The organism is Paenibacillus sp. BIHB 4019 (assembly GCF_002741035.1).
GTDB lineage: Bacteria > Bacillota > Bacilli > Paenibacillales > Paenibacillaceae > Pristimantibacillus.
Genome location: NZ_CP016808.1, coordinates 5381441 through 5406800, shown reverse-complemented (window position 1 = coordinate 5406800; position 25360 = coordinate 5381441). Strand labels below are relative to the sequence as shown.

Annotated in this window: 25 protein-coding genes and 1 pseudogene; 7 read left to right on the top strand and 19 right to left on the bottom strand. The window is 49.7% G+C overall.

Translation table 11 applies throughout. The features are described 5' to 3' along the window. Positions 1 to 7: 7 nt before the first annotated feature. Genes nikC through nikA form a run of 3 tightly spaced genes read right to left on the bottom strand, consistent with a single transcriptional unit; the run spans position 8 to position 3272 of the window. Positions 8 to 811 (bottom strand): nickel transporter permease, encoded by an 804-nt coding sequence (gene nikC, locus BBD42_RS23585; protein WP_099520133.1) that lies wholly within the window; start codon positions 809 to 811, stop codon positions 8 to 10. Then, positions 808 to 1746 carry a nickel ABC transporter permease gene (nikB, locus tag BBD42_RS23580; protein WP_099520132.1) on the bottom strand — a complete coding sequence of 313 codons (939 nt, stop codon included), beginning with the start codon at positions 1744 to 1746 and terminating at the stop codon, positions 808 to 810. The genes nikC and nikB overlap by 4 nt, the downstream gene beginning before the upstream one ends. Further along, positions 1743 to 3272 carry a nickel ABC transporter substrate-binding protein gene (nikA, locus tag BBD42_RS23575; protein ID WP_172455734.1) on the bottom strand — a complete coding sequence of 510 codons (1530 nt, stop codon included), beginning with the start codon at positions 3270 to 3272 and terminating at the stop codon, positions 1743 to 1745. The genes nikB and nikA overlap by 4 nt, the downstream gene beginning before the upstream one ends. 219 nt (positions 3273 to 3491) lie before the next feature. Here nikA and BBD42_RS23570 point away from each other — a divergent pair, with 219 nt between their 5' ends. Together BBD42_RS23570 and msrA are read left to right on the top strand one after the other, a co-directional pair. Beyond that, positions 3492 to 3953, top strand: a complete 462-nt coding sequence (locus BBD42_RS23570) for a 2-thiouracil desulfurase family protein (protein WP_099521770.1) — start codon at positions 3492 to 3494, stop codon at positions 3951 to 3953. Between the two features lie 103 nt (positions 3954 to 4056). Beyond that, positions 4057 to 4572: a peptide-methionine (S)-S-oxide reductase MsrA gene (gene msrA, locus BBD42_RS23565; protein WP_099520131.1), complete on the top strand. Its 516-nt coding sequence runs from the start codon at positions 4057 to 4059 to the stop codon at positions 4570 to 4572. A gap of 125 nt (positions 4573 to 4697) precedes the next feature. Here the strand turns inward: msrA and BBD42_RS23560 are convergent, their stop codons facing one another. The 9 genes from BBD42_RS23560 to BBD42_RS23520 all read right to left on the bottom strand — a co-directional run bounded on the left by BBD42_RS23560 (position 4698) and on the right by BBD42_RS23520 (position 12391). Continuing rightward, on the bottom strand, positions 4698 to 5189 hold the full coding sequence (locus BBD42_RS23560; protein WP_099520130.1) for a hypothetical protein: 492 nt from the start codon (positions 5187 to 5189) through the stop codon (positions 4698 to 4700). A 72-nt stretch (positions 5190 to 5261) separates the two neighbouring features. Further along, complete coding sequence (locus BBD42_RS23555) at positions 5262 to 6074, bottom strand: AAA family ATPase (protein ID WP_099520129.1); 813 nt, start codon at positions 6072 to 6074, stop codon at positions 5262 to 5264. Positions 6075 to 6158: 84 nt separating this feature from the next. Then, positions 6159 to 6491, bottom strand: coding sequence for a DUF3024 domain-containing protein (locus tag BBD42_RS23550; protein WP_099520128.1), 333 nt, complete (start codon positions 6489 to 6491; stop codon positions 6159 to 6161). Between the two features lie 54 nt (positions 6492 to 6545). Further along, positions 6546 to 6815, bottom strand: coding sequence for a 30S ribosomal protein S14 (gene rpsN, locus BBD42_RS23545; RefSeq protein WP_099520127.1), 270 nt, complete (start codon positions 6813 to 6815; stop codon positions 6546 to 6548). 85 nt (positions 6816 to 6900) lie between these two features. Continuing rightward, positions 6901 to 8127, bottom strand: coding sequence for a M20 metallopeptidase family protein (locus tag BBD42_RS23540; protein WP_099520126.1), 1227 nt, complete (start codon positions 8125 to 8127; stop codon positions 6901 to 6903). Between the two features lie 154 nt (positions 8128 to 8281). Then, positions 8282 to 9517 (bottom strand): beta-ketoacyl-[acyl-carrier-protein] synthase family protein, encoded by a 1236-nt coding sequence (locus BBD42_RS23535; RefSeq protein WP_099520125.1) that lies wholly within the window; start codon positions 9515 to 9517, stop codon positions 8282 to 8284. Beyond that, complete coding sequence (locus BBD42_RS23530) at positions 9510 to 10118, bottom strand: SRPBCC family protein (RefSeq protein ID WP_172455601.1); 609 nt, start codon at positions 10116 to 10118, stop codon at positions 9510 to 9512. Before BBD42_RS23530 ends, BBD42_RS23535 begins: the two co-directional genes overlap by 8 nt. A 49-nt stretch (positions 10119 to 10167) precedes the next feature. Then, positions 10168 to 11547 carry an NAD(P)/FAD-dependent oxidoreductase gene (locus BBD42_RS23525; protein WP_172455600.1) on the bottom strand — a complete coding sequence of 460 codons (1380 nt, stop codon included), beginning with the start codon at positions 11545 to 11547 and terminating at the stop codon, positions 10168 to 10170. Beyond that, positions 11540 to 12391, bottom strand: coding sequence for a methyltransferase domain-containing protein (locus BBD42_RS23520; RefSeq protein WP_099520122.1), 852 nt, complete (start codon positions 12389 to 12391; stop codon positions 11540 to 11542). Before BBD42_RS23520 ends, BBD42_RS23525 begins: the two co-directional genes overlap by 8 nt. A gap of 177 nt (positions 12392 to 12568) precedes the next feature. Here BBD42_RS23520 and BBD42_RS23515 point away from each other — a divergent pair, with 177 nt between their 5' ends. Together BBD42_RS23515 and BBD42_RS31600 are read left to right on the top strand one after the other, a co-directional pair. Further along, positions 12569 to 14485, top strand: coding sequence for a glycosyl hydrolase family 18 protein (locus BBD42_RS23515; protein ID WP_099520121.1), 1917 nt, complete (start codon positions 12569 to 12571; stop codon positions 14483 to 14485). A 274-nt stretch (positions 14486 to 14759) separates the two neighbouring features. Then, a pseudogene (locus tag BBD42_RS31600) lies at positions 14760 to 14882 on the top strand (IS3 family transposase); the annotation flags it as partial. Positions 14883 to 14916: 34 nt separating this feature from the next. On the opposite strand, the gene BBD42_RS23510 reads toward BBD42_RS31600, so the two are convergent. The 3 genes from BBD42_RS23510 to BBD42_RS23500 form a co-directional block, all read right to left on the bottom strand. Continuing rightward, positions 14917 to 16566, bottom strand: a complete 1650-nt coding sequence (locus BBD42_RS23510) for a GTP-binding protein (protein ID WP_099520120.1) — start codon at positions 16564 to 16566, stop codon at positions 14917 to 14919. Between the two features lies 1 nt (position 16567). Further along, a complete protein-coding gene (cysD, locus tag BBD42_RS23505) occupies positions 16568 to 17491 on the bottom strand; it encodes a sulfate adenylyltransferase subunit CysD (RefSeq protein ID WP_237163205.1) in 924 nt (307 codons plus the stop codon). Between the two features lie 270 nt (positions 17492 to 17761). Further along, entirely contained in the window at positions 17762 to 18904 is a 1143-nt protein-coding gene (locus BBD42_RS23500; protein ID WP_099520119.1) for a winged helix DNA-binding domain-containing protein, read from the bottom strand. A 199-nt stretch (positions 18905 to 19103) separates the two neighbouring features. Between BBD42_RS23500 and BBD42_RS23495 the strand changes: the two genes are divergently transcribed. Beyond that, positions 19104 to 19892 carry a M15 family metallopeptidase gene (locus BBD42_RS23495; protein WP_099520118.1) on the top strand — a complete coding sequence of 263 codons (789 nt, stop codon included), beginning with the start codon at positions 19104 to 19106 and terminating at the stop codon, positions 19890 to 19892. Positions 19893 to 19950: 58 nt separating this feature from the next. Here BBD42_RS23495 and BBD42_RS23490 read toward each other — a convergent pair whose 3' ends face one another. Then, positions 19951 to 20265, bottom strand: coding sequence for an ArsR/SmtB family transcription factor (locus tag BBD42_RS23490; protein ID WP_481855987.1), 315 nt, complete (start codon positions 20263 to 20265; stop codon positions 19951 to 19953). A gap of 164 nt (positions 20266 to 20429) precedes the next feature. Here BBD42_RS23490 and BBD42_RS23485 point away from each other — a divergent pair, with 164 nt between their 5' ends. Further along, positions 20430 to 20816, top strand: coding sequence for a nuclear transport factor 2-like protein (locus BBD42_RS23485; RefSeq protein WP_099520116.1), 387 nt, complete (start codon positions 20430 to 20432; stop codon positions 20814 to 20816). Positions 20817 to 20879: 63 nt separating this feature from the next. Here BBD42_RS23485 and BBD42_RS23480 read toward each other — a convergent pair whose 3' ends face one another. From BBD42_RS23480 to BBD42_RS23470, 3 genes are read right to left on the bottom strand one after another with little or no spacing between them, the layout of a single operon-like run. Further along, positions 20880 to 21602, bottom strand: coding sequence for a DUF1266 domain-containing protein (locus BBD42_RS23480; protein WP_099520115.1), 723 nt, complete (start codon positions 21600 to 21602; stop codon positions 20880 to 20882). A 7-nt stretch (positions 21603 to 21609) separates the two neighbouring features. Further along, a complete protein-coding gene (locus tag BBD42_RS23475; RefSeq protein WP_099520114.1) occupies positions 21610 to 22938 on the bottom strand; it encodes a J domain-containing protein in 1329 nt (442 codons plus the stop codon). Then, positions 22935 to 24611 carry a molecular chaperone HscC gene (locus tag BBD42_RS23470; RefSeq protein ID WP_099520113.1) on the bottom strand — a complete coding sequence of 559 codons (1677 nt, stop codon included), beginning with the start codon at positions 24609 to 24611 and terminating at the stop codon, positions 22935 to 22937. The genes BBD42_RS23475 and BBD42_RS23470 overlap by 4 nt, the downstream gene beginning before the upstream one ends. Positions 24612 to 24946: 335 nt before the next feature. On the opposite strand from BBD42_RS23470, the gene BBD42_RS23465 reads away from it, so the two are divergent. Then, on the top strand, positions 24947 to 25294 hold the full coding sequence (locus BBD42_RS23465; RefSeq protein ID WP_099520112.1) for a hypothetical protein: 348 nt from the start codon (positions 24947 to 24949) through the stop codon (positions 25292 to 25294). Positions 25295 to 25360: the final 66 nt, after the last annotated feature.

The following is a 25360-nucleotide window of genomic DNA, read 5'->3' as shown; positions in this document are numbered from 1 at the left end:
TTCTCCTTTACTCTCTGCTGCGTTTCACATCCAGCCGATCGCGAATCCGGTCACCCCAAGCATTGGACAATAGGACAACGAGCATAATGGCTAGTCCCGGTGCAAGCATTAAATAAGGGGCCTGGTGAAAATAGGCGCGGCCTTCATTCAGCATCGCTCCCCATTCTGGTGATGGCGGCTGAATGCCGAGTCCTATGTAAGAAAACGACGCAATCATCAAAATAATTTTGCCCACGTCCAGCGAAGCGATGACGATGACGTTGCTGCATGCATGCGGCAGCAAGTGCTTGATCACGATATGGGGCGAGCTTAGCCCGTTCAAGCGGGCAATCGCTATATAATCCTTATGTTTTTCGGACCTGACACTATTGCGTACGATACGCGAGTAAGCGATCCATTTGACCGCCGCAATGGCAATGATTAGATTGAATATATCCGGCCCTAGCAGGCCGCTTAACACAATGGCAATCATAAAATCCGGGAAGGCGAGGAAGGAATCCGCCACCCGCATAAATAGGCGATCCACGAAGCCGCCAACATACCCGGACAGCAGACCGACAGGAATACCGATACTCAGCGCTGCCACAAGCACGATCAGACTCGCGCCGATCGTATTCCGGCCTCCAATGAGCAAGCGCGAAAACAGATCTCTGCCAAGTCCATCGGTACCCAGCCAATATTGCGGACTCGGCGGCAGCAACCGGACGTTAAGATTCACTGCATATGGATCATGAGGAACGAGGAAAACCGAGAAAGAAAGCAAGGCGATAAGAAGCATGGCTATATAGCTGGCAAAACCTATCTTCTTCATCGGCTCTCCCCTTTCAAGCGCATTTCCGGGTTTAGAGCATGATTCGCCAAATCTACCAGCAAATGAATAAGCGTCACGGCAATTCCCATCACGACCATATAACCTTGAATGACCGGATAATCTCTGCTCTGAATGGCATCCACAATAAACTTGCCCATGCCCGGATAAGCAAACAGCACCTCAATGACAACCGTGCCGCCAAGCAAACTGCCCACGCTGACGCCGAACATCGTCACAACGGGCGTAAGCGCATGGCGAAAAGCATGGCGGAGCAAAATATTTCTGCTGCCAATGCCGCGCGACCGTGCTCCCCTTATAAAATCCTGCGTTAAGCTGTCCATAAGACTGGAGCGAATCAACCGGACATAAACGGCAGACATCGTAAGACCGAGCGTCAGCGAAGGCAGCACGAGATGCCAGGGCGTTCCCGTTCCCATTGACGGCAATAAGCCCGACCTTACGGATAGCCCTTCTATTAAAAGAAGCCCTAGCCAAAAGCTAGGGATAGAAGTACCCATTACAGCAAGGAGACGGCTTGCGCGGTCAATAAATCGATTGGGATAAAGGGCCGACAAAGCGCCCAGCGGCACCGCAATGAGCAATAAAATGAGCAGCGAGCTGCCGGCAAGCAGCAGCGTCGCTGGCATTTTATGAAGCAGTTCCTCGCTTACGGGGCGATTCGTCATGTACGACTTACCCAAATCGAGTTGCGCCAGCCTGGCAAGCCAGCTGCCATACTGAACCAATACTGGCTCATTTAGTCCCAGCGCTTCCCTCTGTTGCTTGATTTCTGAGCTTGTAATGGCAACGTCATCTGAACGAAGCATTTGCTTAACCGCATCTCCCGGGGCAAGCTTGACAAACACGAAGCTGACGAAGGAAAGCAGCAAAATAAACAGAACAAGCTCTACACCTCTTTTCCAAACGATGCTCACTTCACTTCCACATCCAATTGGTTCGTCAGCATATAATATTCGCTTTTACTCGTTACCCAGTTTTTCACCTTATCTCGGTACACAACGAGCGTATTCGGATGAACAAGGTAGGAATAGTATGTTTCTTCATTAATACGGGTAAGCGCCTGTTTGATTAAAGCATTGCGCTTATTCACGTCTACCGTTTGATCCAGTTCCTCAATCCAAGCGCTCAGCTCTTGGTCGTTGATTTTCCCGAAATTCAGCGAGCCCTCCGGCTTAAAGGCTACATTTAGAAAATAACTCGCATCCCCGCGCGGCGCAATTAACGGGCTGTAGGTGCCCAAATCCCAATCGTCCTTCTCAAGCAAATAATCCTCATATTTATCGACTTGTGCGATCGTAATGGTAATGCCAAGCTCCTTCGCTTGCGCTTGCAGCACTTGGGCCAGCAAGGGAAATTCCGCGCGGGAAGCGTACGTTGCCAGCTTGAAAGCAAGCGGCTGTCCATCCTTGGTCACCTTGCCCTGCTCGACCTCATAGCCTGCTTGCTTAAACCATTTGCGAGCAGCGTCTACTCCGCTTTCCTTCGGTTCATAGACAGGCACGAACGGAAATTGCGGCAAAAAAGGACCGCTGGCAACCGTCGCTTGGCCGCCCATAATGGCGTCCTTGAGTTCATCGCGATTGACGAGCGCATCGAAAGCTTTTCGAACGTAGCTGTTTTGAAAATCCTCATGCTCCGTATTGAATATTAGCTCATTTGTCCGCAAGCTGACGACCGAATCCAAATGCAGGCTGGCGTCGCTTTTCATCGTTTCGATGCTTTCTACTGGCGGACGGTACACAATATCCGCATCCCCAGCCATAAGCGCTGACAAGCGGGCGTTGGCATCTTCATTAAAGCTGAAAGAAGCATGGCTGAGCTTTGCTGCACCGTTCCAATATGCCTCGTAGCGATCCAGCTTAAGCGAGCTGCCCGAAGTGAACGCGGCCACTTGAAACGGACCGGTTCCAATTGGCTTTTTATCCGGCTCTGGTGCAGATACGTCAATAATCGCTGTATTGGGATGTACTAGCTCTGACGGAAACTGGGGAAACGGCTGCTCCGTCGTAATGTGCAGGCTTTGTCCGCTCGCTTCCATTTGCTTGATTTTCAAAACCTGCTTCACACCCGGATTTTGCTCCATCGCCCGTTCTAGCGATTGCTTAACGGCATCCGCATCGAGCGCCTTGCCATTTTGGAACGCAACCTGCTCCCGGATTTTAAACGTCCAATGCTGCCCATCCGAGCTGCTCCACTCCTCCGCCAGCCAAGGCTGGATTTGAAGGTCCTCGCCCAGCTTGACCAGCGTTTCCACGACACCTGCTCGGAGCGGGGTATAATCCAGATGGGGGTCTATCGTTTGGCTCGCAAAGTTAAAAAGGAAGGTCAGCTCCTTCTCGGGCGGTTTGGCTTGTTCTCCGTTCGTGCTTGACCCGTTCGAACAGGCTGCCGCGAGCAGCAGCATGCTAATGAGGAGAAATAAGGGGATGATTTTTCGCATAAGCAATGTAAGCTTACCTCCATATTTTCAATTGATACAAGATTACCTGCCTCATCGTACCTTAAGAAGCTATGAATGGTAATAGCCCGATCGAGCTATTGCAGCGTGGAAAATGTGACAATAATAAGCCAAGCCATCGCTCATTTACATCATAAACATGCTGTGCTATGCTCGAATTTAGAGATTTTAAACTTTTCAAAACAGAAAGGCGGCGCTCCGATGATTCTCGTAAGCTCCTGCCTTGCAGGCATGAAGGTGAGATATAACGGGACGGATTGTTTAGACGAAACCGTTCGCAAGCTGCTGGATGATAAGCAAGCGATAGCGGTATGTCCAGAGCTGCTTGGGGGCTTCTCCACCCCTCGGGAATCAGCCGAAATTGTAGGCGGAAATGGGGAGGATGTGTTAGCTGGCACAGCCTCTGTCATCGACAAATCAGGTACGGATGTGACGGACCTCTATATAAAAGGCGCATATGAAACGCTTCACCAAGCGCTTGAATTAGAAGCCACAGTAGTTGTGCTTAAAGAGAACAGTCCCTCCTGCGGCAGTACAATGATTTACAATGGTCAATTTTCGGGTGAAAAGAAGGCTGGAAATGGCGTGACATCAGCGCTGCTCCGCCAGCATGGCATCAAGGTCATATCTGAAGATGGGCTGCAGGCTCTGCTGCTCCCTTGAACATGAACGCCATTTGCCAAGGCTGATCACAATTGAATTTTTAATGCAGACAGGCTAACGTTTAGCCTATCAAGTTTTTATAAGCGTCAAGGAGGAGTAAGTTATGCAATATGCAACATTCGCGGGCGGCTGTTTTTGGTGTATGGTTACCCCTTTCGAGGAGCTGCCAGGCATTCATAGTATTATTTCTGGCTATATGGGCGGTCATCAGGAGAATCCGACTTATGAGCAGGTAAAAACAGGCGAAACAGGACATGCCGAGGTTGTGCAAATTGCCTTCGATCCGCAGTTGTTTCCTTATGAGCGTCTGCTTGAGCTATATTGGCCGCAAATTGATCCGACAGATGAAGGCGGACAATTTCAAGATCGCGGCAGCCAGTATCGCACGGCGATTTTTTATCATAATGAAGAGCAGCAGGCCCTGGCCCTCGCCTCCAAGCAGGAGCTTGCGAGCAGCGGGCGTTTCGACAAACCGGTCGTAACGGAAATTCGCGCGGCGGATACGTTTTATGCAGCGGAGGAGTATCATCAAAATTTCCATAAGAAAAACCCGAAGCATTACAAAGAGGACCGCGCACAATCAGGCCGCGACGAGTTTATTGAGCAAAAGTGGAAATAAAGCTTGTGATATTGGAATGAAAACCAAACACCTCGTCAGGCGATTGCTGGCGGGGTGTTTGGCTTTACAGGCTTGCTTTCGTAGGCCATACGTTAGACTGCAATGGAATGGAGTTCTTTACCTCGCTAGCCATTTGCCCTCTGCTGCTTATTAGCTGCAGCGGCAGCTTGAGCAGAGCGCAGCATCAGCAGGCAAAAAGACCGGTTATGTCCAATATAAAAAGAGGACAGGTCATAGCGGTTGCGAGCCGGCTCGAACGTTACGAGCAGACGATGCTTCATCCGCTGCATCGCCAGCTGAATAAAACGCTCCGTCTGCTCACAAGCCGGAAATGTAATATACGCGTACAAAGAATGATCCTCCGGCTCATCCAGCGCGCTAACGCCAGCGCATGAAAATTCCGTCGGTATGCCCTGCTCCTTGAGCAGCGTGAGCGCAGGAAGCAGCTCCGCATCAATCGCGACATGCCCCAGCAGCAGCGTTTGCTTTGGCCGCTTCGTTATTTTTTCACGCTCCAGCCAGCTGTGCAGCTCCCGCTCACGATGCTGCCAGCGCTGCGCTGCATGCATGCTTATTACCTGCTCCGCTTCGCAATCCATACTTGTCTTCTGCGACATGCTTTCTCACCTACCTTCACTTCGTATGGCATACGCCGAGTCTGCGCTTATCATTACTCAAAAAAGCTTACGCTACACCGCGATGATTTTCGGCTTATATTCGGTCAAGGATTCTTGTATGTGGGATTGGAGGAGCGAACTGCCCTCAATTATCGCTTTACGCTTTGCCTTGAGCACAATTTGCTCCATATCCGCAAAGCTGCACCCAGCAAGCAGACTGGCGGCCGTATCATAAATAGGCTCCTGCTGTTCAAAGTCTCCAATTAACAGCGATATATATTCGTACCTGCTGCGATCATCCGGCATGCCATAATGCATTTTCGTATCGAATCGCCGCCATATCGCATTGTCCAGCTCCTCCTCCAAATTGGTTGCCGCAATAAAAACACTTTCGCAATCAAACTCGTCCAAGCATTGCAGCAGCGTATTAACGACGCGCGCCATTTCCTTCACTTCATCATTGTTTTCACGCGTCCTCGCTATCGCATCAAACTCATCGAGAAATAAGACGCAGGGCGTCGCTTTGGCGTAATCGAATATTTTGCGGACATTGCTCGCCGTCTCTCCTAGATGGCTGTGGATAATCGCATCGAGCCTGACCAAAATAAGCGGAACGTCCAGCCGCTGCGCGATGTAGAAAGCGGTCAATGTTTTGCCCGTGCCTGGCGGCCCGTACATGACAACTTTGTTCGGAATCGGCACATCATGCTCCTCAAACTTCTCCTTCATGCCCATAATCGTGAAAAATTCTTCTACGATTTGCCGATTCATCGGCGGAAGCACGATGCGTTTCACCTTTTTCGCACAATCCTTCGGGCTGTAAAAGCTAGCCATATCCGTTCCCTTGGCCCTTGGCAGGCGGTGATTGCCCTGATTTTTGCTCATATTGGGGAAGCTCCTTCGTTACATGTTACGCGCGAAAAGCCCGACATATCGGTCGGGCCATTGCGCTAAATGGTCTCCTTACGTTTAAGAAATCCAGAAGATGCCCTCCTGATCGATTTCAACCTGCTCCAGCTGCTGCTCGAAATGAGGATGCGGGGCAATCGCGGATGCAGCCTTCCAGCCGCCATTGCCATCAGTGGCATACACATGCCACTGGTTGTGCTTCCATTGGAACTGGACGATAGGTGCGCCTGTCCATTTCCGATTTTCAAAATCCGGAAGCTCCTCGGTCAAAGTAAGCCGATTACCCTCCCACTCATAGGTTAAACGGACAGCTGAACGCACATCCGGGGGGATTTTGCGGCTAATGTAGCCGTCAAGTATTTTTTCCAGCCTGCGGGTCGTAAATGGGTCCATGCCCTCCCCCCTTTCTTGCAAATTTTCATTTCCTTATATATTGGCTTACCTACATTACCAGCTTGCTTTCTTGATGCCGGGAATTTGCCCTTTGTAGGCAAGCTCGCGAAATGCGATCCGCGACACTTTAAATTTACGCAAGTAGCCATGCGGCCTGCCCGTCAGCTCGCAGCGGTGATGCAGCCGGGTTGGCGATGCGTCGCGCGGCAGCTTGCTAAGCCCAACATAATCCTTGTTGTCCTTGAGCTGCTTGCGAAGCTCGGCATAACGCGCAACCGTCTCCTGTCTTTTTCTTTCCCTTACTACTTTTGATTTTTTAGCCATCCTTGTCGTCTCCTTTTGTTTATTCGTAAACTTTACGATTTATTATAACGCATGGGCTAGGTTTTGGAAAGGGGGTATGAAAGCCTTATTGGCTCACATACTCCTCCCCTGCCTGCTGCACCCATTGCACGAACAGCTTTGCCCCTTCCGTCAGCACCTCTTCATCGATATCGAATAAGGGATGATGCACCGGATACACCGTTTGGGCTGACGGGTTGGCGATGCCAATAAACGCGAATGCTCCCGGCACCTCCTGTACATACAGCGCAAAATCCTCCCCAGCAAGGCTGGGCTTCTCCAAAATCACAACCTTATCGTCACCCAAGGCGATTCGCCCAGCCCGAACAGTCAGTTGAACAGCTTCCGCATCATTAAGCAGCGGCGTTCCTAGCCGATATTGCGACGTATAAGTGCCGCCATATGTACTGGCTACGGCATCTGCTCTCTTTTCCAGCAACCGATGTATTTGTGCAGTCAGATCCGGGTGAAAAACGCGATACGTCCCGCTCAGCTTGCTTTCCCCTGCAATGGCATTAATCGCAGTACCAGCGTGCAGCGTACCGAATGCGAACACCTTTGTCTCCCATGGGTCCGTTTCCACTGCAAGCGCAAATTTAACATCAGAAACAAATTGCACCGCCATCGACAGCGCATCTACAGCCAAATGCGGCGTACTATGATGACCGTTCAATCCTTGAAAAGCGATATGGAAATGAGAGGATGCCGCCATCGCCTCCTTGCGATGTATGCCAACAACGCCCGTAGGCAGCTCGGGCCATACATGCAGCGCAAAGCAAAGGTCAACGCCGTCCAGCACCCCAGCCTCGATCATATCCCGGCCGCCGCTTATCATCCGCCCATCTATTGGGCTAGGAAGCGCACTTTCCTCCGCGGGCTGAAACACAAACTTGATTGTTCCGGACCATATGTCTCTGTGCCGACTGAGCGTTTTAGCTGCTCCAAGCAGCATCGTCATATGGGCATCATGTCCACAGGCATGCATAGCCCCTTCGCTCGTTGAACGATAGGCGAACGTATTTTCCTCCGTGATCGCCAAGGCATCCATATCTGCTCGCAGTACGATCGTCGGTCCTGGCTTATCGCTGGCAAGAATGCCAACAACGCCTTTGCCAAAATGCTTGCCGACATGCCGTTGAACCTGCAAGCCCCATTCCGATAAATAATCCGCTACCTTCTCTGCTGTTCGGTCCACCTCGAATAATACCTCGGGATGCTTGTGAAAATCTCTGCGCAGTGCAATCAATTCCTCCCGCAATGTGTCTACATAGGCAAGAGCAGCTTGTGCATTCATAATAATGGCCTCCTTATATAGGAAATCTTTTTTATCCAGATCGACATACGCAAAAAAGCGGAAACACCCCCTGTTCAGGATGTTTCCGCTTGTACGGTCAACTCTATTTTCAATAATAGGTATGGCTCAGCCATAAGTCAATGACCGGCACATTTTAATACTGGCGAAAAGCAAGCACGGCATTGACTCCGCCGAAGCCGTAGGAGTTCGACACCGCAGCGGCGGACTTCACCGCACGCGGATTTTTGACGACCAAATCCAGCTGCGCTTCTGGGTCGGGCTCGTCCAGATTGGTAGTTGGCGGCAGCCAGCCGTTGCGCAGCGCAAGCAGTGTAATGGCTGCTTCAATAGCACCTGATGCGCCGAGCGGATGACCGTATAAGCCTTTCGTGCCGCTAACAGCTACCGGATGGTTGCCAAATACTTTGCGAATGACCCGGGATTCCGTCACATCATTGAGCAGCGTCGAAGAGCCGTGGGCATTGACGTAGTTAATGTCCTCCGGCGCCATATCCGCGCTCGTCAGCGCTTGCCGCAAGGCCCGTGCTGCCTGCGTGCCGCATGGGAGCGGCGCGCTCATATGATGGGCATCATTAGTCAGCCCAAAGCCGGCCAGCTCGCCATATATTTTCGCGCCTCGCGCCCTTGCATGATGCTCGGCTTCAATGACGAGCACGGCACTGCCCTCGCCCATGACGAAGCCGTCGCGATTGCGGTCGAATGGCCGGCTTGCCATATCCGGCGATTCATTGCGAGTAGACATTGCCCGCAGCATGTCGAAGGCGCCGAAGGAAAGCGGTGCAAGCGGGGCTTCCGAGCCGCCCGCCATAATGACGTCCGCTTCGCCGCGCCGGATCGCTTGCAGCGCCCGGCCAATAGCGACGGCACCGGACGCGCAGGACATCGCGTTCGTCTCATTTAAACCTGTCATGCCAAATTCCATGGCAAGATTGCACGAGGCCGCGCCGCCGAAGACGGAAAATCCGAGCGTCGGCGATACGGCCCGAAAGCCGCCATTATGGTAGCGGCTGCATTGCTCTTCCGCATAGGCGATGCCGCCCAGCGCGCTGCCCATAAATACGCCCGCCCGATCCGCATCGAGGTCGGCGGGATTTAGACCCGCGTCGCGAAGCGCCAATGCGCCGCTGGCAACGGCAAGCTGCGAATAGCGGTCCATGCGATGCGCACGCTTTTTATCCATATAACGCTCCGCCTGAAAATCTGGAATTTGTGCAGCTATTCGGCTGCGCAGCCCTTCCGGTACAAAACGCTCAATTTCCCTCACTGCGCTTTTCCCCCGAACCAGACCTTCCCATAGCTGTTCCACGCCTGCGCCAATCGGCGTTACACAGCCTATTCCCGTTATGACCGCTTTAATCGCATTAGCCATTGCGCCCACCTGCCTCTCTTTGTTGAAAAATGGCTTGCTCTGCTGCTTCGTTTGCAAACTGCTCAGCTACCTGCTCTCTTAGTGCCTCCCATTGCAGATCCGTCCATTGCCGGGAATCATCTTCTATGGCTTGTTTCTTGGCATCCAACGCGGCTTCAAGCTCGGCCTTCTGCTTCAAGCCTTGCAGCGTTCTCTCCGCAATGGCATAAACGAACCAATTGCCAATAAAACTGGCGAAAAGCCTGCGGCTCCATGGAGGAGCATTCCAGCGATGCACGATCGATACAGAAACCTTCTCGCCGGCCGGTACGATGCGCCATTCCACCTCCATGCCTTTCGTCACACCGCGCACATGGCGGTAGCCAACCATCAGTTCCTCCTCGCTGACAACCATTTCACTTTCCCACCATACGGGCCACTGAAACCGTTTGAACGGCCGAACGGCAGCCATTTTAACGAGCCCTCCCCGCTCACTGCCGCCATAGCGGAACTGGATCTGGCGATAATGCGGGAGCAGCTGCGGCCAATTTTCGATTTTCCTTGCATAGTGGAACGCGGTCAACGGCTCACAGCGCATCGTTACCTCGTTGTAAGTATGCATGTATTTCAGTCCTCCTTGTATGTACATCGATTTACAAGCAACCCTCTCTTTACAAGCAATCGCCAATCATTGCTACAAGGCGGCTGCGGGCGGCTGGCAGCGAGCCAAGTCCGCGCAACGCGGAGTGCCACAGCAGCTCATGCCTGCTCGTCCATTCGATCAGCTTCTGCAGCCGGATAGCTGGAGCGAAGCGGCTTTGCTGAATCGCTGCATATTGAACGAGCGGCGCATCGCTGCCGCTCTCCAGCGCTTGCAGCAGCAGCGGCGCAGCAAGCTCAGCACTGCTGAGCGCGCGGTAAATGCCTTGGCCTGTCAGCGGATCGTAATAACCCGCGGCATCGCCTATGAGCAGCAGCCCTGCTTGCTGCGCTGCCCGAACCCGGCGGTCAAACGGCCCACAAGCGAGCACCTCGCCTGTGCAAGCCGCACCCTGCAAGCGCTCGGCAAGCTCGGGCAGCTCACCCGCTTTTCCCAGCAGCCAAGCGCTGCGCTTCTCCTTGCTCGCAACAGAAGCAGCCCTGTTACCTGCTTGAGCAGGATCAGGAGCTTTTCCCCTTGCATTAACTTTGAACGATGCGGCTTCAAGCATCGCAATTCCTGTATCTGTATCTGTATCTGTATCTATATCTATATTTTTATCTGTATCTGTATCTATATTTTTATCCGTATCCGTATCCATATCCATATGACCAGCTACTTTCTTAACTGCTCCGTTTTCTTTCAAACCTGCGGCTAAAGCTGCCGCACTCCCGCTCCCTGACAGCTGCGCCAGCGTCAAATTGGCTTCGCCGCCGCCAATCGGCGCCAGCCCCACAACGATGCCGCGCCCGGTGAACAGCTCGACGCGCGGCTGCAACTCCCGCACACCGCTCACCCGAGCTGTGAACGCTGTTTTGCGCAGCGGGCCGAAGCTGCTCAGCCCCGCGCAGCGGGCCACTGCCGAGCGAATGCCATCCGCGCCAATGACGAGGCGCGCCCGAAATTCCATAGCTGTCCCCGCTGCGGAATATGCGACAACGCCCGCCACTCGGCCCTCCTCCCAAATAAGGCGCTGCACCCGCATTTGTTCAATGGCCTGCGCACCGGCCTCGCAAGCATGCAGCGCAAGCGCATAATCCAGCTTTTCGCGGGCGCAGGCCATTCCGAATTGCCCTGCGGGGAAAGCTGCCAGCAGCTCCGCCTTCCCGCTTGTCAGCCGCCAGCCATGGATGAGCGAATGCTCCATGCTGCTGCGAATCGCTGCAAATTTGCCAGCGGGCAGCACGCGCGCAAGCGCGGCGACTGCGCCTGGATTCAGCGACTCGCCGCAGGGCTTGCGCCGCGGGAGCGATTCGCGCTCCAGCAGCAGCACCTTTACACCCGAGGCAGCTAGCAATGCAGCCAATACGCTGCCGGCAGGCCCTGCACCGACAATGATAACGTCATGCATGGCATACAAGCGCCAAGCGAAATGGAAAATGCCGATGCACGACGGCGGGAACACCGGCCTGTACCAGCAGTTCCTTCGCTTCTTTCGCGGTATAGGAGCGCTGGACTGACATTGGGCCATCATGTTTCGTCACCGGGCTGCGCCAGATGAACTTCGCGAGCATCCGCGCCGATAGCAGCGCCAGCTGGTGACGCTCCAAATCGGTTACGACCCAGCCGACCCGCGCGACCCGGTCGATTTCCCCCAGCATGCTGCTCGCTTCCCCATCATCCAAATGATGCAGCGCCAAATTGCTAAACACGATGTCAAAGCTGTTGTCCTCGAAAGGCAAAGCCGTCCCATCCGCTTGCAGTACCTGAATGGCCTTTTGATGAGCGGTGCGTTTCGCCGCAAGCTCCACCATTTTAGGATGGATATCGACGCCGACAATTTCGACCGCCATACCGCGCTTGCTGCACCATTTCTCTAAAGCCATCGGAATATCCGCCAGCCCTGTCGCCACATCGAGCAGCTTTATTTTCACCCTATCGACTTGCACAGGCCTAGTCTCTGACCCGCTCCATCCCCGCTGTTTTCCTTCCGAACTCAGTGCCGCTCCTTGCTCTATTCCTTGCTTCAGCACTGCTCTTTGCTCCAGCCCGGCCCCTTGTCCAAATTTCAGCTCCAGCTCCTGTGCCCGCCGCGCGATAGCCGTCTGTCTGAGCAGCCGCTCCAGATGCTTGAACAGCACCGGATTGCCGCCCAAATAACGATTGACCTGCCATACCTCGCCGAGACTCCTCTCCAGCTCCTCCAGATCCACCTCTTCCTCGTCGAGCTTTTCCTTCGCATACAGCCGCTTCATGACTGCCACCTCCTGCTTTGCTGTCCTTATTGTTATTGTTTTCCACCTTTTTTATCCGCCTACGCCATATTTATTTCATTTTTTTACCTGATGGAATAAGGCAGCTGTCTTCGCAACCTCCAGCCTCCCTTTGCGTCTAATAGAGTAGAGAAACTAGAGGAGAGTGATAGAACGCTTATGAAATTCAAAATGAGAAAGCTGACCGCTTTGCTGGTGCTGCTTATGCTGAGCCAGGCTTTTGCTGCGGGAAGCAGCATGGCCGCGAGCTCCGCGACGAAGTACCGGGTGTATCAGAACGATGCGGCGCTCAAGGAGTTTGCAACCGAGAAGCAGGCGATTGCCTATGCCCAAAGCTTTGCCTACAGCCATGTCGAGCAAATATCGGGCCGGGTGTGGGTATGGGATAATTTTCCAAGGTATAAGGTATATCAAGGCGGCGCCTCCAATCCCAAATGGGAATACCGCACCTACGAGCAAGCACAGGCCGCTGCGAAGCAGCTAGGTCAAGTACATATTCGAGATTTGCAGCAGCCGGGCTGGGTGTACGAATCTTATGCCAAATTCCAGCTCTATCAGGGCGAAAATACGAAAAACAGCTGGGGCTTTGCTACTCTTGCAGCCGCTAAGAAGGAAGCTGCCAATTGGGGCAATGCCCATATTATTAAACGTTCCACGAATGAGTGGGTATGGGACAATGTGACAGCGGCGCAAAAGAAAGTTCAGCGTGCAGGCAAAGCCGTGTACACGATCACGAAGGATGGCGGGCAAATTTCCGGCACCAAAACATACGCTTACCTCTATGACGCTGTTCAAGCCGCAGCCAAGCAAGAGGGCAGTGAAGTAACCAATACTGCGAAAGGCAAGGTCGTTTTCTCAAATGTTCGCAGCTATGAAGTACAGCAAAATGGCAAAACCGTAAAAGCATTTATTAGTATGGAAGCTGCGATACCCTTTGCCAAAAAATATGCGGGCGCCGATGTCGTATACAATAACGTCGTCTGGTGGACCAACAAGCCTTATTTATCCGTTTATCAAAACGATAAAATCATTAAAAGCGTACACACCAAAGAATCCGCCGTCACACTCGCCAAAAGCTACGCGAACGCCACCGTTCGTAATGCGGATGGACGAGTATTATGGAGCAATGTCACAAAGCTGATTTATATGGGCTGGAATGGCTCTTCGAACAGCCAGACGATTTTGGGGCATGTTGCGGGGACACAAGGGCTCGATATTGATTCACCGACCTGGTTCGAGCTAGGCGATGCAAGCGGCAAGCTGAACGATATGTCGGATGAGGCGACGGCCAGTACGTTGAAGGCGCAAGGCATTCTCGTTATGCCGCTCCTGCACAACCAGTTTGATAAAAAGATGACGAGCGCCTTTCTTGCCAATTCGGCAGCACAGTCTGCTTTCATTAACAGCCTCGTCACAAAGCTTGCGTCCCTTCGTGTCTATGGACTCAATATTGATTTTGAAGAGGTAGCTGGGACAGACCGGGCAAGCTATACCGCTTTTGTCCAAGCACTCACGAAAGCTGTTCATGCCAAAGGCATGAAAGTATCGATCGATTTGCCGCGCGGCAGCGCCAGCTGGAACCAAGCGACGGCGTATGACCACGCTGCACTGGCAGGCATTGTCGATACGATTATTATTATGGCTTATGACGAGCACTGGAGCACAGGCCCGGAAGCGGGCTCCGTATCCAGCTTGGCGTGGGCTGAAGAGGGTGTAAAGCAGTTTCTTGATTACGGCATTCCCCGCAAAAAGCTGATGCTTGGCATTCCTTTCTACGTTCGCGAGTGGAAGCTGGACAATGCGGGCTCGCTCATCAGCAATCGTGCGATTTATATGAAGGAAGTGCCGCAGCTCATTAAAGATACGAATGCTCTAGCTACGCCTGATGTAGCATCCGGTCAAACGAAATACACGTATGTAAAAGATGGTTTCACCTATGTATTTTGGGCAGAGACCGCTTCAACCGTACAAGCCCGCATCAATATAGCGAAAAAATATGATCTTGCAGGCGTTGCTGCGTGGCGCCTGGGCTACGAAAGTGCCGATCTATGGACGATGATGCTGCGTTTGAAATAATTGGTTTATTTTATGGACAAGCGCAAACGTCTGCCGCTGTCCTCTGGCGGTAAAGCCAACGTTTCGCGGTGAAATATAAGCGAAGTATAAGAGGGAAACTTTTATATTCTTATATTTTGAAAAAGGAACAAGCCAGGAGCTTCATAGTTGAACTGACCCCCTAGCGTGAGTCAAATTAAAACACCTTCAAGAAAAGGCAGCCATGTCGGAAGATATGCATACCATCTTGGAGGTGTTTTTGCCTTGACAACAAGAGTTAGTCATCCCGTGGATAAGCGATCAAGGTAGTGTCTGCACGTCTCAGGCGTACCAAGAAGCAGTCAAAGGAAAAGGCATGACCACGGGCATGTCCCGTAAGGGAACGCCCGCTGATCATGCCTCCATCGAATCGTTTCATTATTTACTATAACTCCATTGGCATTCAAACAAAACTATACTTGAATGAGAGCCTTCACAACACGTTTCACGGCATCATTGGCCGCTCCCTCGATCGAAGAGCTGTTTACAGCAACATCGATTGGCAAAAAGGATTGGCCGATTATTTCTTGCGCAATGGCTTGGTCGTTGTCGCTTGCAGTACCGCCCAGTACCAATGCAATAAGTCCCGCATCGTTTAGCAATGCCGCATAACCCGCGATTTGCCGCACAGATTCTCCTAAGCTGTTATCGATTAGCATCGTATGATAACCTCTGGCTACCAACCGTTTCTCGATTCCCTTCGCAAGAGCCACGTTGTCCGAAACTGAACCAGTAAGCCAAAGCGTTAATGGCTGCTGTCCTTTTTGCTGGGCACGAACATCTCTTGTGATTTCCGTATCGATCTGGCCCGCATTGCCCACGCTTTGAAGAGCTTCGTCAATGACGCCGCAAGCGGATGTCATATTCGTTACACGATCGATGAGAATAAATCCGCCGATGCTTTTATTTTTTTCAAACGCGTCAAAAATAATACCATCCGATAATGAAAATTCACATTTAGCCACTTCATTCTTAACCACATGGTCGGCTGTAACCGTATTGCCTGTATTAATATCGATTTTGTGATTAATTGCCGTCACAGTACCAGGAAGAACCTTTGTACCTACCTTCACCAGAACATTTTTTCCCGGCGTCAGGACAGAATCATCCATCCAAAGAATCGTGGCGCTAAAGCTGTCGGCCTCTTGGAGCTGATTGTCCTTCGTAAACACACAACCTCGTGATACGTCGACTTCCCGATCTAATTGAATCGTGACAGGCTGGCCGGCATGAGCCGAATTCCGGTCTTGGTCTGTTACAAAAATTCGTTTAACCTTCGCCTTCTCACGGCTAGGCAGAGTTGTCAGTTCATCGCCAACTGCGATGCTGCCGGCTTCAATCTGACCTTGGAATCCGCGGAATGTGTGGTCTGGCCTGCATACCCGCTGAATGGGCATCATAAACGGCTTCGCGTCGTCGTTCGAATGAACATCAACACTCTCCAAATAGGGTAGCAAAGCAAGCCCCTCGTACCAAGGCGTATTAGGCGATTTCTTCGTAATGTTATCCCCTTCTGTTGCAGAAACAGGGATCACCTGAATACTTTCAAACTGGAATTCTGTGGCGGTGCGAGCGAAGTCTGCTTTGATTTCATCAAATTTCTTCGTATCAAAATCCACCAAATCCATTTTGTTTACCGCCAAGACCAGATGCTTAATTCCCATGAGGGCACAAATTCTTGTATGGCGCTTCGTTTGCGTAATAATTCCTTTGGTTGCGTCCACCAGAATAATGGCAAGATCCGCAAAAGATGCGCCTACGGCCATGTTGCGTGTATATTCTTCGTGCCCCGGCGTGTCCGCTACAATGAACGAACGGTGATCCGTTGTAAAATACCGATAAGCGACATCAATCGTAATCCCCTGCTCACGTTCGGCTATCAGCCCGTCAAGAAGCAAGGAGTAGTCTATTTTGCCGCCGCGGCTGCCCAGCCTGCTGTCCAGCTCCAATGCTCTCTCCTGGTCGGCGAACAAAAGCTTAGCCTCATAAAGCATATGTCCTATCAAAGTGGATTTGCCGTCATCCACACTGCCACAAGTAATAAATTTAAGCAGACTCTTCATCTTAGAAATAGCCCTCCCGTTTACGTCTTTCCATGCTTCCCGCTTCTTCCTGGTCGATCACCCTTGTTGTCCGTTCGGAGGATACCGCACCAAGTGTTTCTTCAATAATAGCATCCAGCGTGTCCGCATCGGACTGGGCGCCGCCAGTGAGCGGATAGCAGCCTAATGTGCGAAATCTCATCTTCATCATTTCAATCTTCTCACCGGCCCCCAGCTTCATCCGCTCATCATCCGCCATGATGATCTGTCCATCGCGATTAACGACAGGCCTTTCTTTCGCTAAATAGAGTGGAACAATATCAATGTTCTCTCTGCGAATGTATTGCCAAATATCTTTTTCTGTCCAGTTGGAAATCGGGAATACGCGGATGCTTTCACCCTTATTAATTCTTGTGTTGAAGAGCTTCCACATTTCCGGCCGCTGGTTTTTTGGATCCCAGGCGTGATTTTTATTGCGGAATGAGAAAATCCGCTCCTTCGCACGCGACTTTTCCTCGTCGCGTCTTCCACCGCCAAAAGCAGCTGTAAATCCGTATTTGTCTAGGCCCTGCTTCAGGGCTTGGGTTTTCATAATATCCGTATATGCGGAACCATGATCGAATGGGTTGATCCCTTGCTCAATCCCTTCCTGATTGGAGTGAACAAGCATGTTGATTCCGAATTCTTTCGCCTTGCGGTCGCGGAATTCAATCATCTCTTTGAACTTCCACGTTGTATCAATATGCATGAAAGGAAACGGCGGCTTCTCCGGATAAAATGCTTTGAGCGCCAAATGCAGCATCACGGAGCTATCCTTACCGATCGAGTACAGCATCACGGGATTTTCACTTTCCGCCGCTACTTCTCGAATAATATAAATTGCCTCAGCCTCGAGTTGATCCAGATGTGTCGTTGCATCTATGGAATCAAGCATCATTTTGTCCATGAAAAAAGTGCCTCCCTTTAATCCTTACTAAATCTATAGACTATAATATATATCCTATCAGATTTTCACTTTTATGCAAAGTGGAATAAAGTGAATTCTTTTAATTTTTTAATCCATCCGTTTTCATCAAAAAGCACAATGGAACTACACACAATTGGATTGGATAATTCCATTTTAGAAAAAATGTAGGGAAAATGTGCATCAAGCTTTAATTTGCTGCGCATTTATTGAAAGCTCTCGCTCGCTTTGAAGACGTAATTTTTATGCACCTTACTTAACCACCTGTTCAAACACCAGCTTCCCCAGCGGCAGCTCCATGAATTTCGCATAAGCTTCTGCACGCTGTTCAATGCCCTCCTTAAATTCATCAAGAGGCTCAAAGGGATGAATGACGACATCGACTCCGTTCTTCTTAACGGTACGTTTCCAAGTGCCTACGACTTGTCCATTTATCACAATCATCGGCAGAAAAACACCATTATTGCCAGGAACGATTCGTGGAGCAATGTCGGGTCTCAACACGGCGCTTCGTTCCTTGTAACCTAAAATATATTCATCAAAGCCCGGCAGCAAATAAACGCCAGAAGCTTTGCCCTGTTGCTCCTCAGCCTTCAAATGCCTCTTTTCCCCCTGCTTCGTCCAAGCACCATTAGCCTGCTTAACCATCCAATAGTCATTCCCGTCCATCCGCTCACTATCCAGCTGGCCCTTTATGGCTCCCAGTCCTTCCCTTGCATCGCCAAGCGTCATCCCTGTCCACCAGGCAAAATCATGAACAGTAGCAGGACCATGCGCGGTAAAATATCGCAAAGCGAGCTTGGCAAGCGCATGTTCACGCGTCAATTGTCGCGCATCTGGCACCCATTCATCAAGCAAAACGAACGTTTGCTGCTTGCCGCTTATCGGCCCAAAGCAAATCAGCCCTTTATAGGCGCTGTGCCATAAAATATGATAACCCCGCTGGCTGTCCGTGCGTATGCCAGCCTGCTCCAGTTGTTCTAGCAGTTCTCCGCGCGAAACCTGCGCTCCCCCTTGCAGTCTATTGCGAATCAAGCTTTCGCTGCGCGTAAGCGTTGCATCATCTAACTCCAGCTGCTCCCTCCGCCGTCTTGACTGCTGAAGCAAGCGTGGAGCAGCAAGGGACAACCGCCATAATACATCCTCTGTTGGCACAAAATGAATCGTTCCGCGCTGCGTCCAGGTCAGCACCATCTCGCGGTCCTTAATGCTCTGCTCCACCTTGGACAATGTCGCCCCAGGCGAGCGCAGGCCAATCGCCCACATGGCCTGCATATAATCCTGAGCCTGCACTGCACCGAGCTGCCCTACTACCTGTTTAGGCGACCAATTGCTTTCAGCTGATGCGATCCCTTGATTTTGCAGGCGAAGCCCTGCTATCCTGTTTATATTCATCCGGCACCCCACTTGCACAAAATGCGTACATTAATGCTTCCATTTTACCATAGGGTACGATCGGTGTTTCAGCTTGACTGAAACACCCTCATGCTTTTACGGATAAAAATGTTACAATTTCGATACATTTTCTGCATTTTTCGAAACAAGTACCCGATATAATTCGTCATAGGGATCACATAAGGAGGCATTTTTGAACATGAGGATAAAAAAAACAGGACAGGCTTTGACGGTTCTGCTGCTGTTGTTTGCCTTTGGCTGCTCTGGTGCGCAGCAAACAGTATCGCCCGTAGCTAGCCAATCGCCAGCAAGCAATACGAATACCGATGCTGCTGGGGAAGCGGGTGATACCGCCGTGCAAGAAACGTCAGGTACGGTTGACGATTTGCTTGTCGTAGCGAACCCTACGGCAGCCGTCGTGCTCGTAAATAAGCAATACAGCTTGCCAGAAGGCTACGAGCCGCAGGATTTGGTATATCCCGACGTAGCATTCACCTTCACTGAGAAAATCGACAAGCGCATGCTGCGCAAGGAAGCGGCTGACGCTTTGGAGCAATTATTCGCCGGAGCATCTGGTGATGGCATTCAGCTCGCTGGCGTTTCCGGCTACCGTTCTTATGATCGCCAGAAAACACTGTTCGACAATTATGTGAAAAAAGATGGCGAAGAGGCCGCTCGCATGTACAGCGCTTTTCCAGGCACGAGCGAGCATCAGACCGGCCTTGCAATTGATGTTACGGGAGCGGATGGCAAATGTGCGGCAGAGGATTGTTTTGCAGGTACGCCTGAAGCAGGCTGGCTCGCTGATCATGCCTGGGAATATGGCTATATTATTCGTTATCCCGAAGGGAAAGACAGCTTGACCGGCTACAAATATGAGCCTTGGCACATTCGCTACGTCGGCAAGGAGCTGGCTAAAGAGCTGAACGAGCGCGAAATTACGCTCGATGAATATTACAATGCGGTTCCGGTATCCGAGAAACGCTAATGAGCATACAAAAAAGCGGCCAAGCGGCCGCTTTTTTTGTATTCCCCCTCAAATTCTCTCAAATATACTGCTCGTCCGTTGCCAGAATGGAATCCAGCAGCCCTGGAAAACATAAGTCCAGATTGTCCCGGCGAATCGAATAATAATGCTGCTTGCCTTCAATTCGCGGCTGAATGATTCCTCCTTCGCGCAGTATTTTGACATGATGCGACAACGTCGATTTGGACAGATGCTCTACCTCGAAAGAAGAACAGTTTTTCTCTCCTGTTCGGGCCAAACATAAAACAATTTTAAGCCGCACAGGGTCGCTCAGCGCGTGAAGCACCGTTGTGAGCTTCATTTCATTGGCTTCTGGTACTCTCATCGCTCTCATACTGCTCAAGGTACCATATCCTGCGGGAGGTTTCAATGCCCGATTTCATTCCAACTATTCCTTGCATTATTTCAGCGGGTTGTGCTAAGCTGTCATCAGTTTGATAAATATCGAACTGAAAATTAAAACTTGCGTAATATGCACAAGGACTAGGAGCCATGATGATGACCAACACGACACACACAGCTGTTTTAGATGTTTATTTCCAACTTTTTGACGCCTCCCGCACGGACGAGCGGGCGATGGAGAAGCTACTGGCTCTCTTCACACCTGATGTAGAGATTGTTTTAAATGGCACGAAACGTACCGGCTTCGAAAGCTTCATTAAAGCCTTCCACCAATTCAATAACGACATTAAGCATATGTGGGATAGCTGGGAGCTGCAAGACAACGGCTCTTACCAGACAAATTGGGCGGTATGCGGCAAAACAGCCGACGGCGCCGTATACGCAAAAACCGGAATCGATATCGCCAAACTAACAGACGACGGAAAAATCATGTATTTGGAAAACGTCCAGGATGACAAAACCGCGTTTAAAAAATATGAATAAACGAACGAATCAGCCCTTTCGCTTTCCTCTTGGGAAACGACAGGGCTGATTTATTTAGGGCAGCTAATGCTGCAAATCTAAATCCCAATCGAGATTTTTCCAATAACTGCAAGGATGATAAAGGCTGGAGTATAGGTTTCTTAATATGCCCTCTTCAAAATCTTTACCGCTGAAAAATAGAGCTCCAACTGCGCAGGACAAGGCGAACTGTTCAAAGCTCGTAAAATATTGCCGTGCAAGCGAGGAAGATAATTTCAGCCTCTCGAATACCTCCTCCTCCGTTAAATAGTCCAAAAAAGCGCCTAGGCGGCACAACAGGACGTAATTCGCAATATCATAACCGCGGATGCCTGCTGGCGGAAGCGTTAAATCATATTGCGCAACGATAGAAACAGAAGCCGGCGAGGCAGCTTCTTCAGCGGTTATTCCCTCCAGCATTCGGGCTCTTTCACGAAGCGGCAGCGCTGAGATCATGCGTCTTTTTTCATCAAATAAGGAAATGCCTACAATATCGCTTTCTAATTGATCAAGCTTTTTGGACAATTGAATTTTATCTGGAATTTCGAAATCATCACGCAAATAGATCCGGATTCCCTCTTTCTGACTTGTCCTCCTTACCCCTTGAGCAGCAGGCATACCATAGAGCAGCTCTGGGCTGAATGCAGTCTCACCGAGCTCTATCTTCTTCCAAAAATGCTGATCGCTGCACAAAACTTCCAAGTCATCGGCTGAGCCATAAGACGATGTCATACTTAGCGAAAGCTGCCAAAGACGTTGTTTGATCATAATAGGTTTACCTTTCTAATTTGTCTATATAGTAGATTAATGTGATTAGAAAAAGGATCGGCAAAATGATAAGCAAATATGGAATTATTGAAATATCCCCTAAGAGCGAAAACACATGTATAACCAAACCTACATTTACTAAAAAACCAATGCCAAAAAGAATAATTTTCGGCACAACCTCGCTGTTTTGCTTCAAATAGGTCAGAAAGTTTCCCTTCGGCGGCGGCTCAGGCCACACCAATAAATGCTCGCCGCACTTATATAACAGGCCTGTCTCTAAGTCGCTTCCTTTCATTGCATATGGTAGAAGTTTACTCGATGAACTTCCCTTATTCCGCTGATTCATGGCGTAGAGAGATAAATTCAGGCCTTTGCGAGCTTCCGCATGCCACGCATCATTTTTAATAACCAGCTTGAAATCCGCAACAGCTTCTTCAAACCAACCTATATGGCGATACGCATACCCCCGGTAAATAAGGGCATCCTCATGCTCTGGGATTCTATCAAGTATTTGCGTAAAAGCGCTAATAGCTTGCTCGTATTCTGACCGTTTATAATAGGCCATACCTAACAGACGATGAAGCACAGGATCATCTGCATACAGCAGCGTTGCTTCCAACCCAAGCTTGATACTTTCCGTATATTGCATTTGCTGAAGCAGTTGGAACACTTGAAACCGTAAATCAGCATAATGCTCAAAATCACAAGCTGCATGAGGATCCAAGTAATCTAAGGACAATTCGTGGTCATACTGTATGAGCGCTTTCCAAGGGAAATTCGTTATCTCCAATAAAGAAAATTCCTCATTTAAATAGCTCCAAATCTCATGCGGCAAATGGCCGTGCTGCTTCAGAAAACGAAGGACCTCCGCTTTGACATTGTCGCGTTGAGCCAAGGAAACCTGCAGAAACATTTTTCTCCATTCATAAAGATCTCTTCGTTTAAAAACGTCTTTATAGAGAATGTTCAGCTGCTCATAAACCATATCTGAATGGCTACTTGCATCTGCCAACGGTTCCTCCAGCTGAATATATTCATATCCAAACTCAGAGCCTATATCTGTTGATCGGCATGCCGTTTCCTCTTCCTCTATTTCGGCAATCACAAGATGTGCTTCGCTGCTCTCCGTAAGTGAATCATTGTCTATGTCGTGTATAAAATGCTGTGTTTGTACCTTCTCTGCAAGCTTTAAAGCTTGTTCGTAGGCGCTTCTAAGCCGCATAAACCCCATCGGATCATCTTCGGGATGGCATTTCTTAAGCAAGGCTGAATAAGCACTGCGGATTTCTTTTTTATTACTCGTCGGATCAATCCCTAAAATATCCCATTCAGTCATCGTTCAGGCCAATCCTCCACACTGCGCAAATACTGTTCAAACGTTAGCGCTGACTTATTGATTTCAAGCGGGCTCTGCCGATCTAATACCTGTTCAAACTTTTCGATTTCCAGCGCAATTTGATGACGTGTATCTGAAAGCATCTCCTCATACAACCGTTCACCTTTAGCCAGCAAAAACCGATTTTTATGATCTTCCCTAGGGTGAATTTTAAGTTTTTCTATTTCCTTCAAGCGAATGCTGATTTCTTCATCCGTTAAGGACGTATTGCTGTTCTTAATAATAAGGGACTTCTTCTCCTTCGTTATTCGCGAAACAACCTCTACCTCCAAAATCCCATTAATATCGTATGTAAATCTAACATCAATAACTGATTCTCCCGCCCTCTTTGCCGGCGGGAAGTCGATTGTAATTTCGCCCAACTTTAGATTATTTGCCACTTTGCGACTTTCGCCTTGAAAAATATTAACGTTAATGACAGTCTGACCTTCATGCACATTGCAAAATGTATCTACTTTACTGAATGGAATAACCGTGTTTCGTTCAATAATGGGAGAAAACCGCTCGCCTATTATTTCTATCCCTAGCGTATATGGACAAACATCCGTCAGCACCGTTTCCCGCAGGCTTTCATTACGCTCCTTCATAGCCGCATAAATGCCTGCACCTATCCCGACTACCTCGTCAGGATTCAAATGACTAAGCGGAAGCTGGCCAAACAATCTTGCCGTGAACAATCGAATAACTGGCATTTTGGTCGAGCCGCCAACCAGAACGACATGGTCGAGCTCTTCGGGAGCGATATCAGCATCCTTTAAAGCTTTTTGTAATGGCTTTTTAAGCTTAGCCAGCAATTCCAGTGCCAGTTTCTCGAAGTCTTGTGCCGTAATCTCCAATGTGTAAGTCGTTTCATGAATGGTACAGGTCATTTCAGAGCGGTTTTGTGTCGTTAATGCCATTTTGCACGATTCTGCCTGCTTTTTAAGCATAGCGTACACTTTGCTCGTTTGACCGCCCAATTTTAATTGATGCTTCTCCAGAAAATAACGAATTAAAGCTTCATCAAAATCCTCTCCGCCGAGAAAATTATCCCCTGCTACTGCTCGAATCTCCATAACATGATCAAACATATCGAGTACGGAAACGTCAAAAGTACCGCCACCAAGGTCGAAAATGAGCAACTGCTGTTCTTCCTCCGCTTGATTAAGTCCATAAGCAACTGCCGCTGCCGTTGGTTCGTTAATAAGCCTCTCTACCTTTAAGCCCGCCAATTGCCCCGCCTCTTTCGTAGCGCGCCGTTGGTGGTCATTGAAATAAGCGGGTACGCTAATAATGGCTTCAGTAACTTCACTCCCCAGATAGCTTTCCGCATCTGCCTTCAGCGCTTTCAATACAATGGCGGAAAGCTCTGTTGGCGTGAAAATATATTTCTCCAAATCGTAATTTTTCACTGTCCCCATATGCCGCTTGAATACAGCCGCCGTCAAATGCGGATGCGTGACCAGACGTTCTTTTGCGGCACTTCCCGTAATGATTTCTCCCGTTTCCAATACGCTAACAACGGAAGGCGTTAATTTTTCTCCTAAAGCATTAGGAATAATGACACATTCACCATTCACATAACAAGTAACAAGACTATTCGTCGTTCCCAGATCAATTCCGATAATCGGCACATTCTCAGCTCCATCAACATATAAATTCACCCATAAATACACAAAAAAATAAATAAAAAGACATCTTTAGCTCACAGTCTTTTTCTAGGATAAGGATACTTATCTCATTTATATCGGTTAAAAGGGTAAATTTGTTTGGCGAAAAAATCGAATGAAACCTAATATCCCTTTCAAAAAAAATAATTTAGGCATAATAACAGTATATACATATGCCTCCATTTAAGCTGGTCATCATCATAAATTTCACAATTGCCTCCTATTAAAATTCTTTCCCTTGGGCAACATATAAGCGCAACGGAATGAATCAATGAATGAATGAAAGGAGCCGCAAACGCATGCTGCTCGTTTATGCTGTCGCCCTGCTGCTTGGAGGATTATTCGCGGTGAATGCCGTATTCGCTTATCAAAGCAAGCATATTGATCCCGCTTTCTGGGCCACGATTTGGTACCAACTCAAGCTGCTGCCTGTCATTTTTGCGGCAAATGTCATGATTGGCTTCGGTGTCAAATTGATGTATAAAGGGTTTGGCAATTTGACCTTCGCCCTCACCTTGTCGAAAGGCATTGAAATTTTGGTCTGTGTCATCATTGGCATGATGTTTTTGCGGGAAATGCCCAATTGGAAAACGATCGCCGGACTCGCTGTCGTCGTGCTTGGCTTCTGGATTACAAAGCTCAAATGAGTGCTTTCTATCACTGGCATTACACGAGGAAAAAGCAAACAGCCTAAAGCCGCCCCTTGCAGAAGG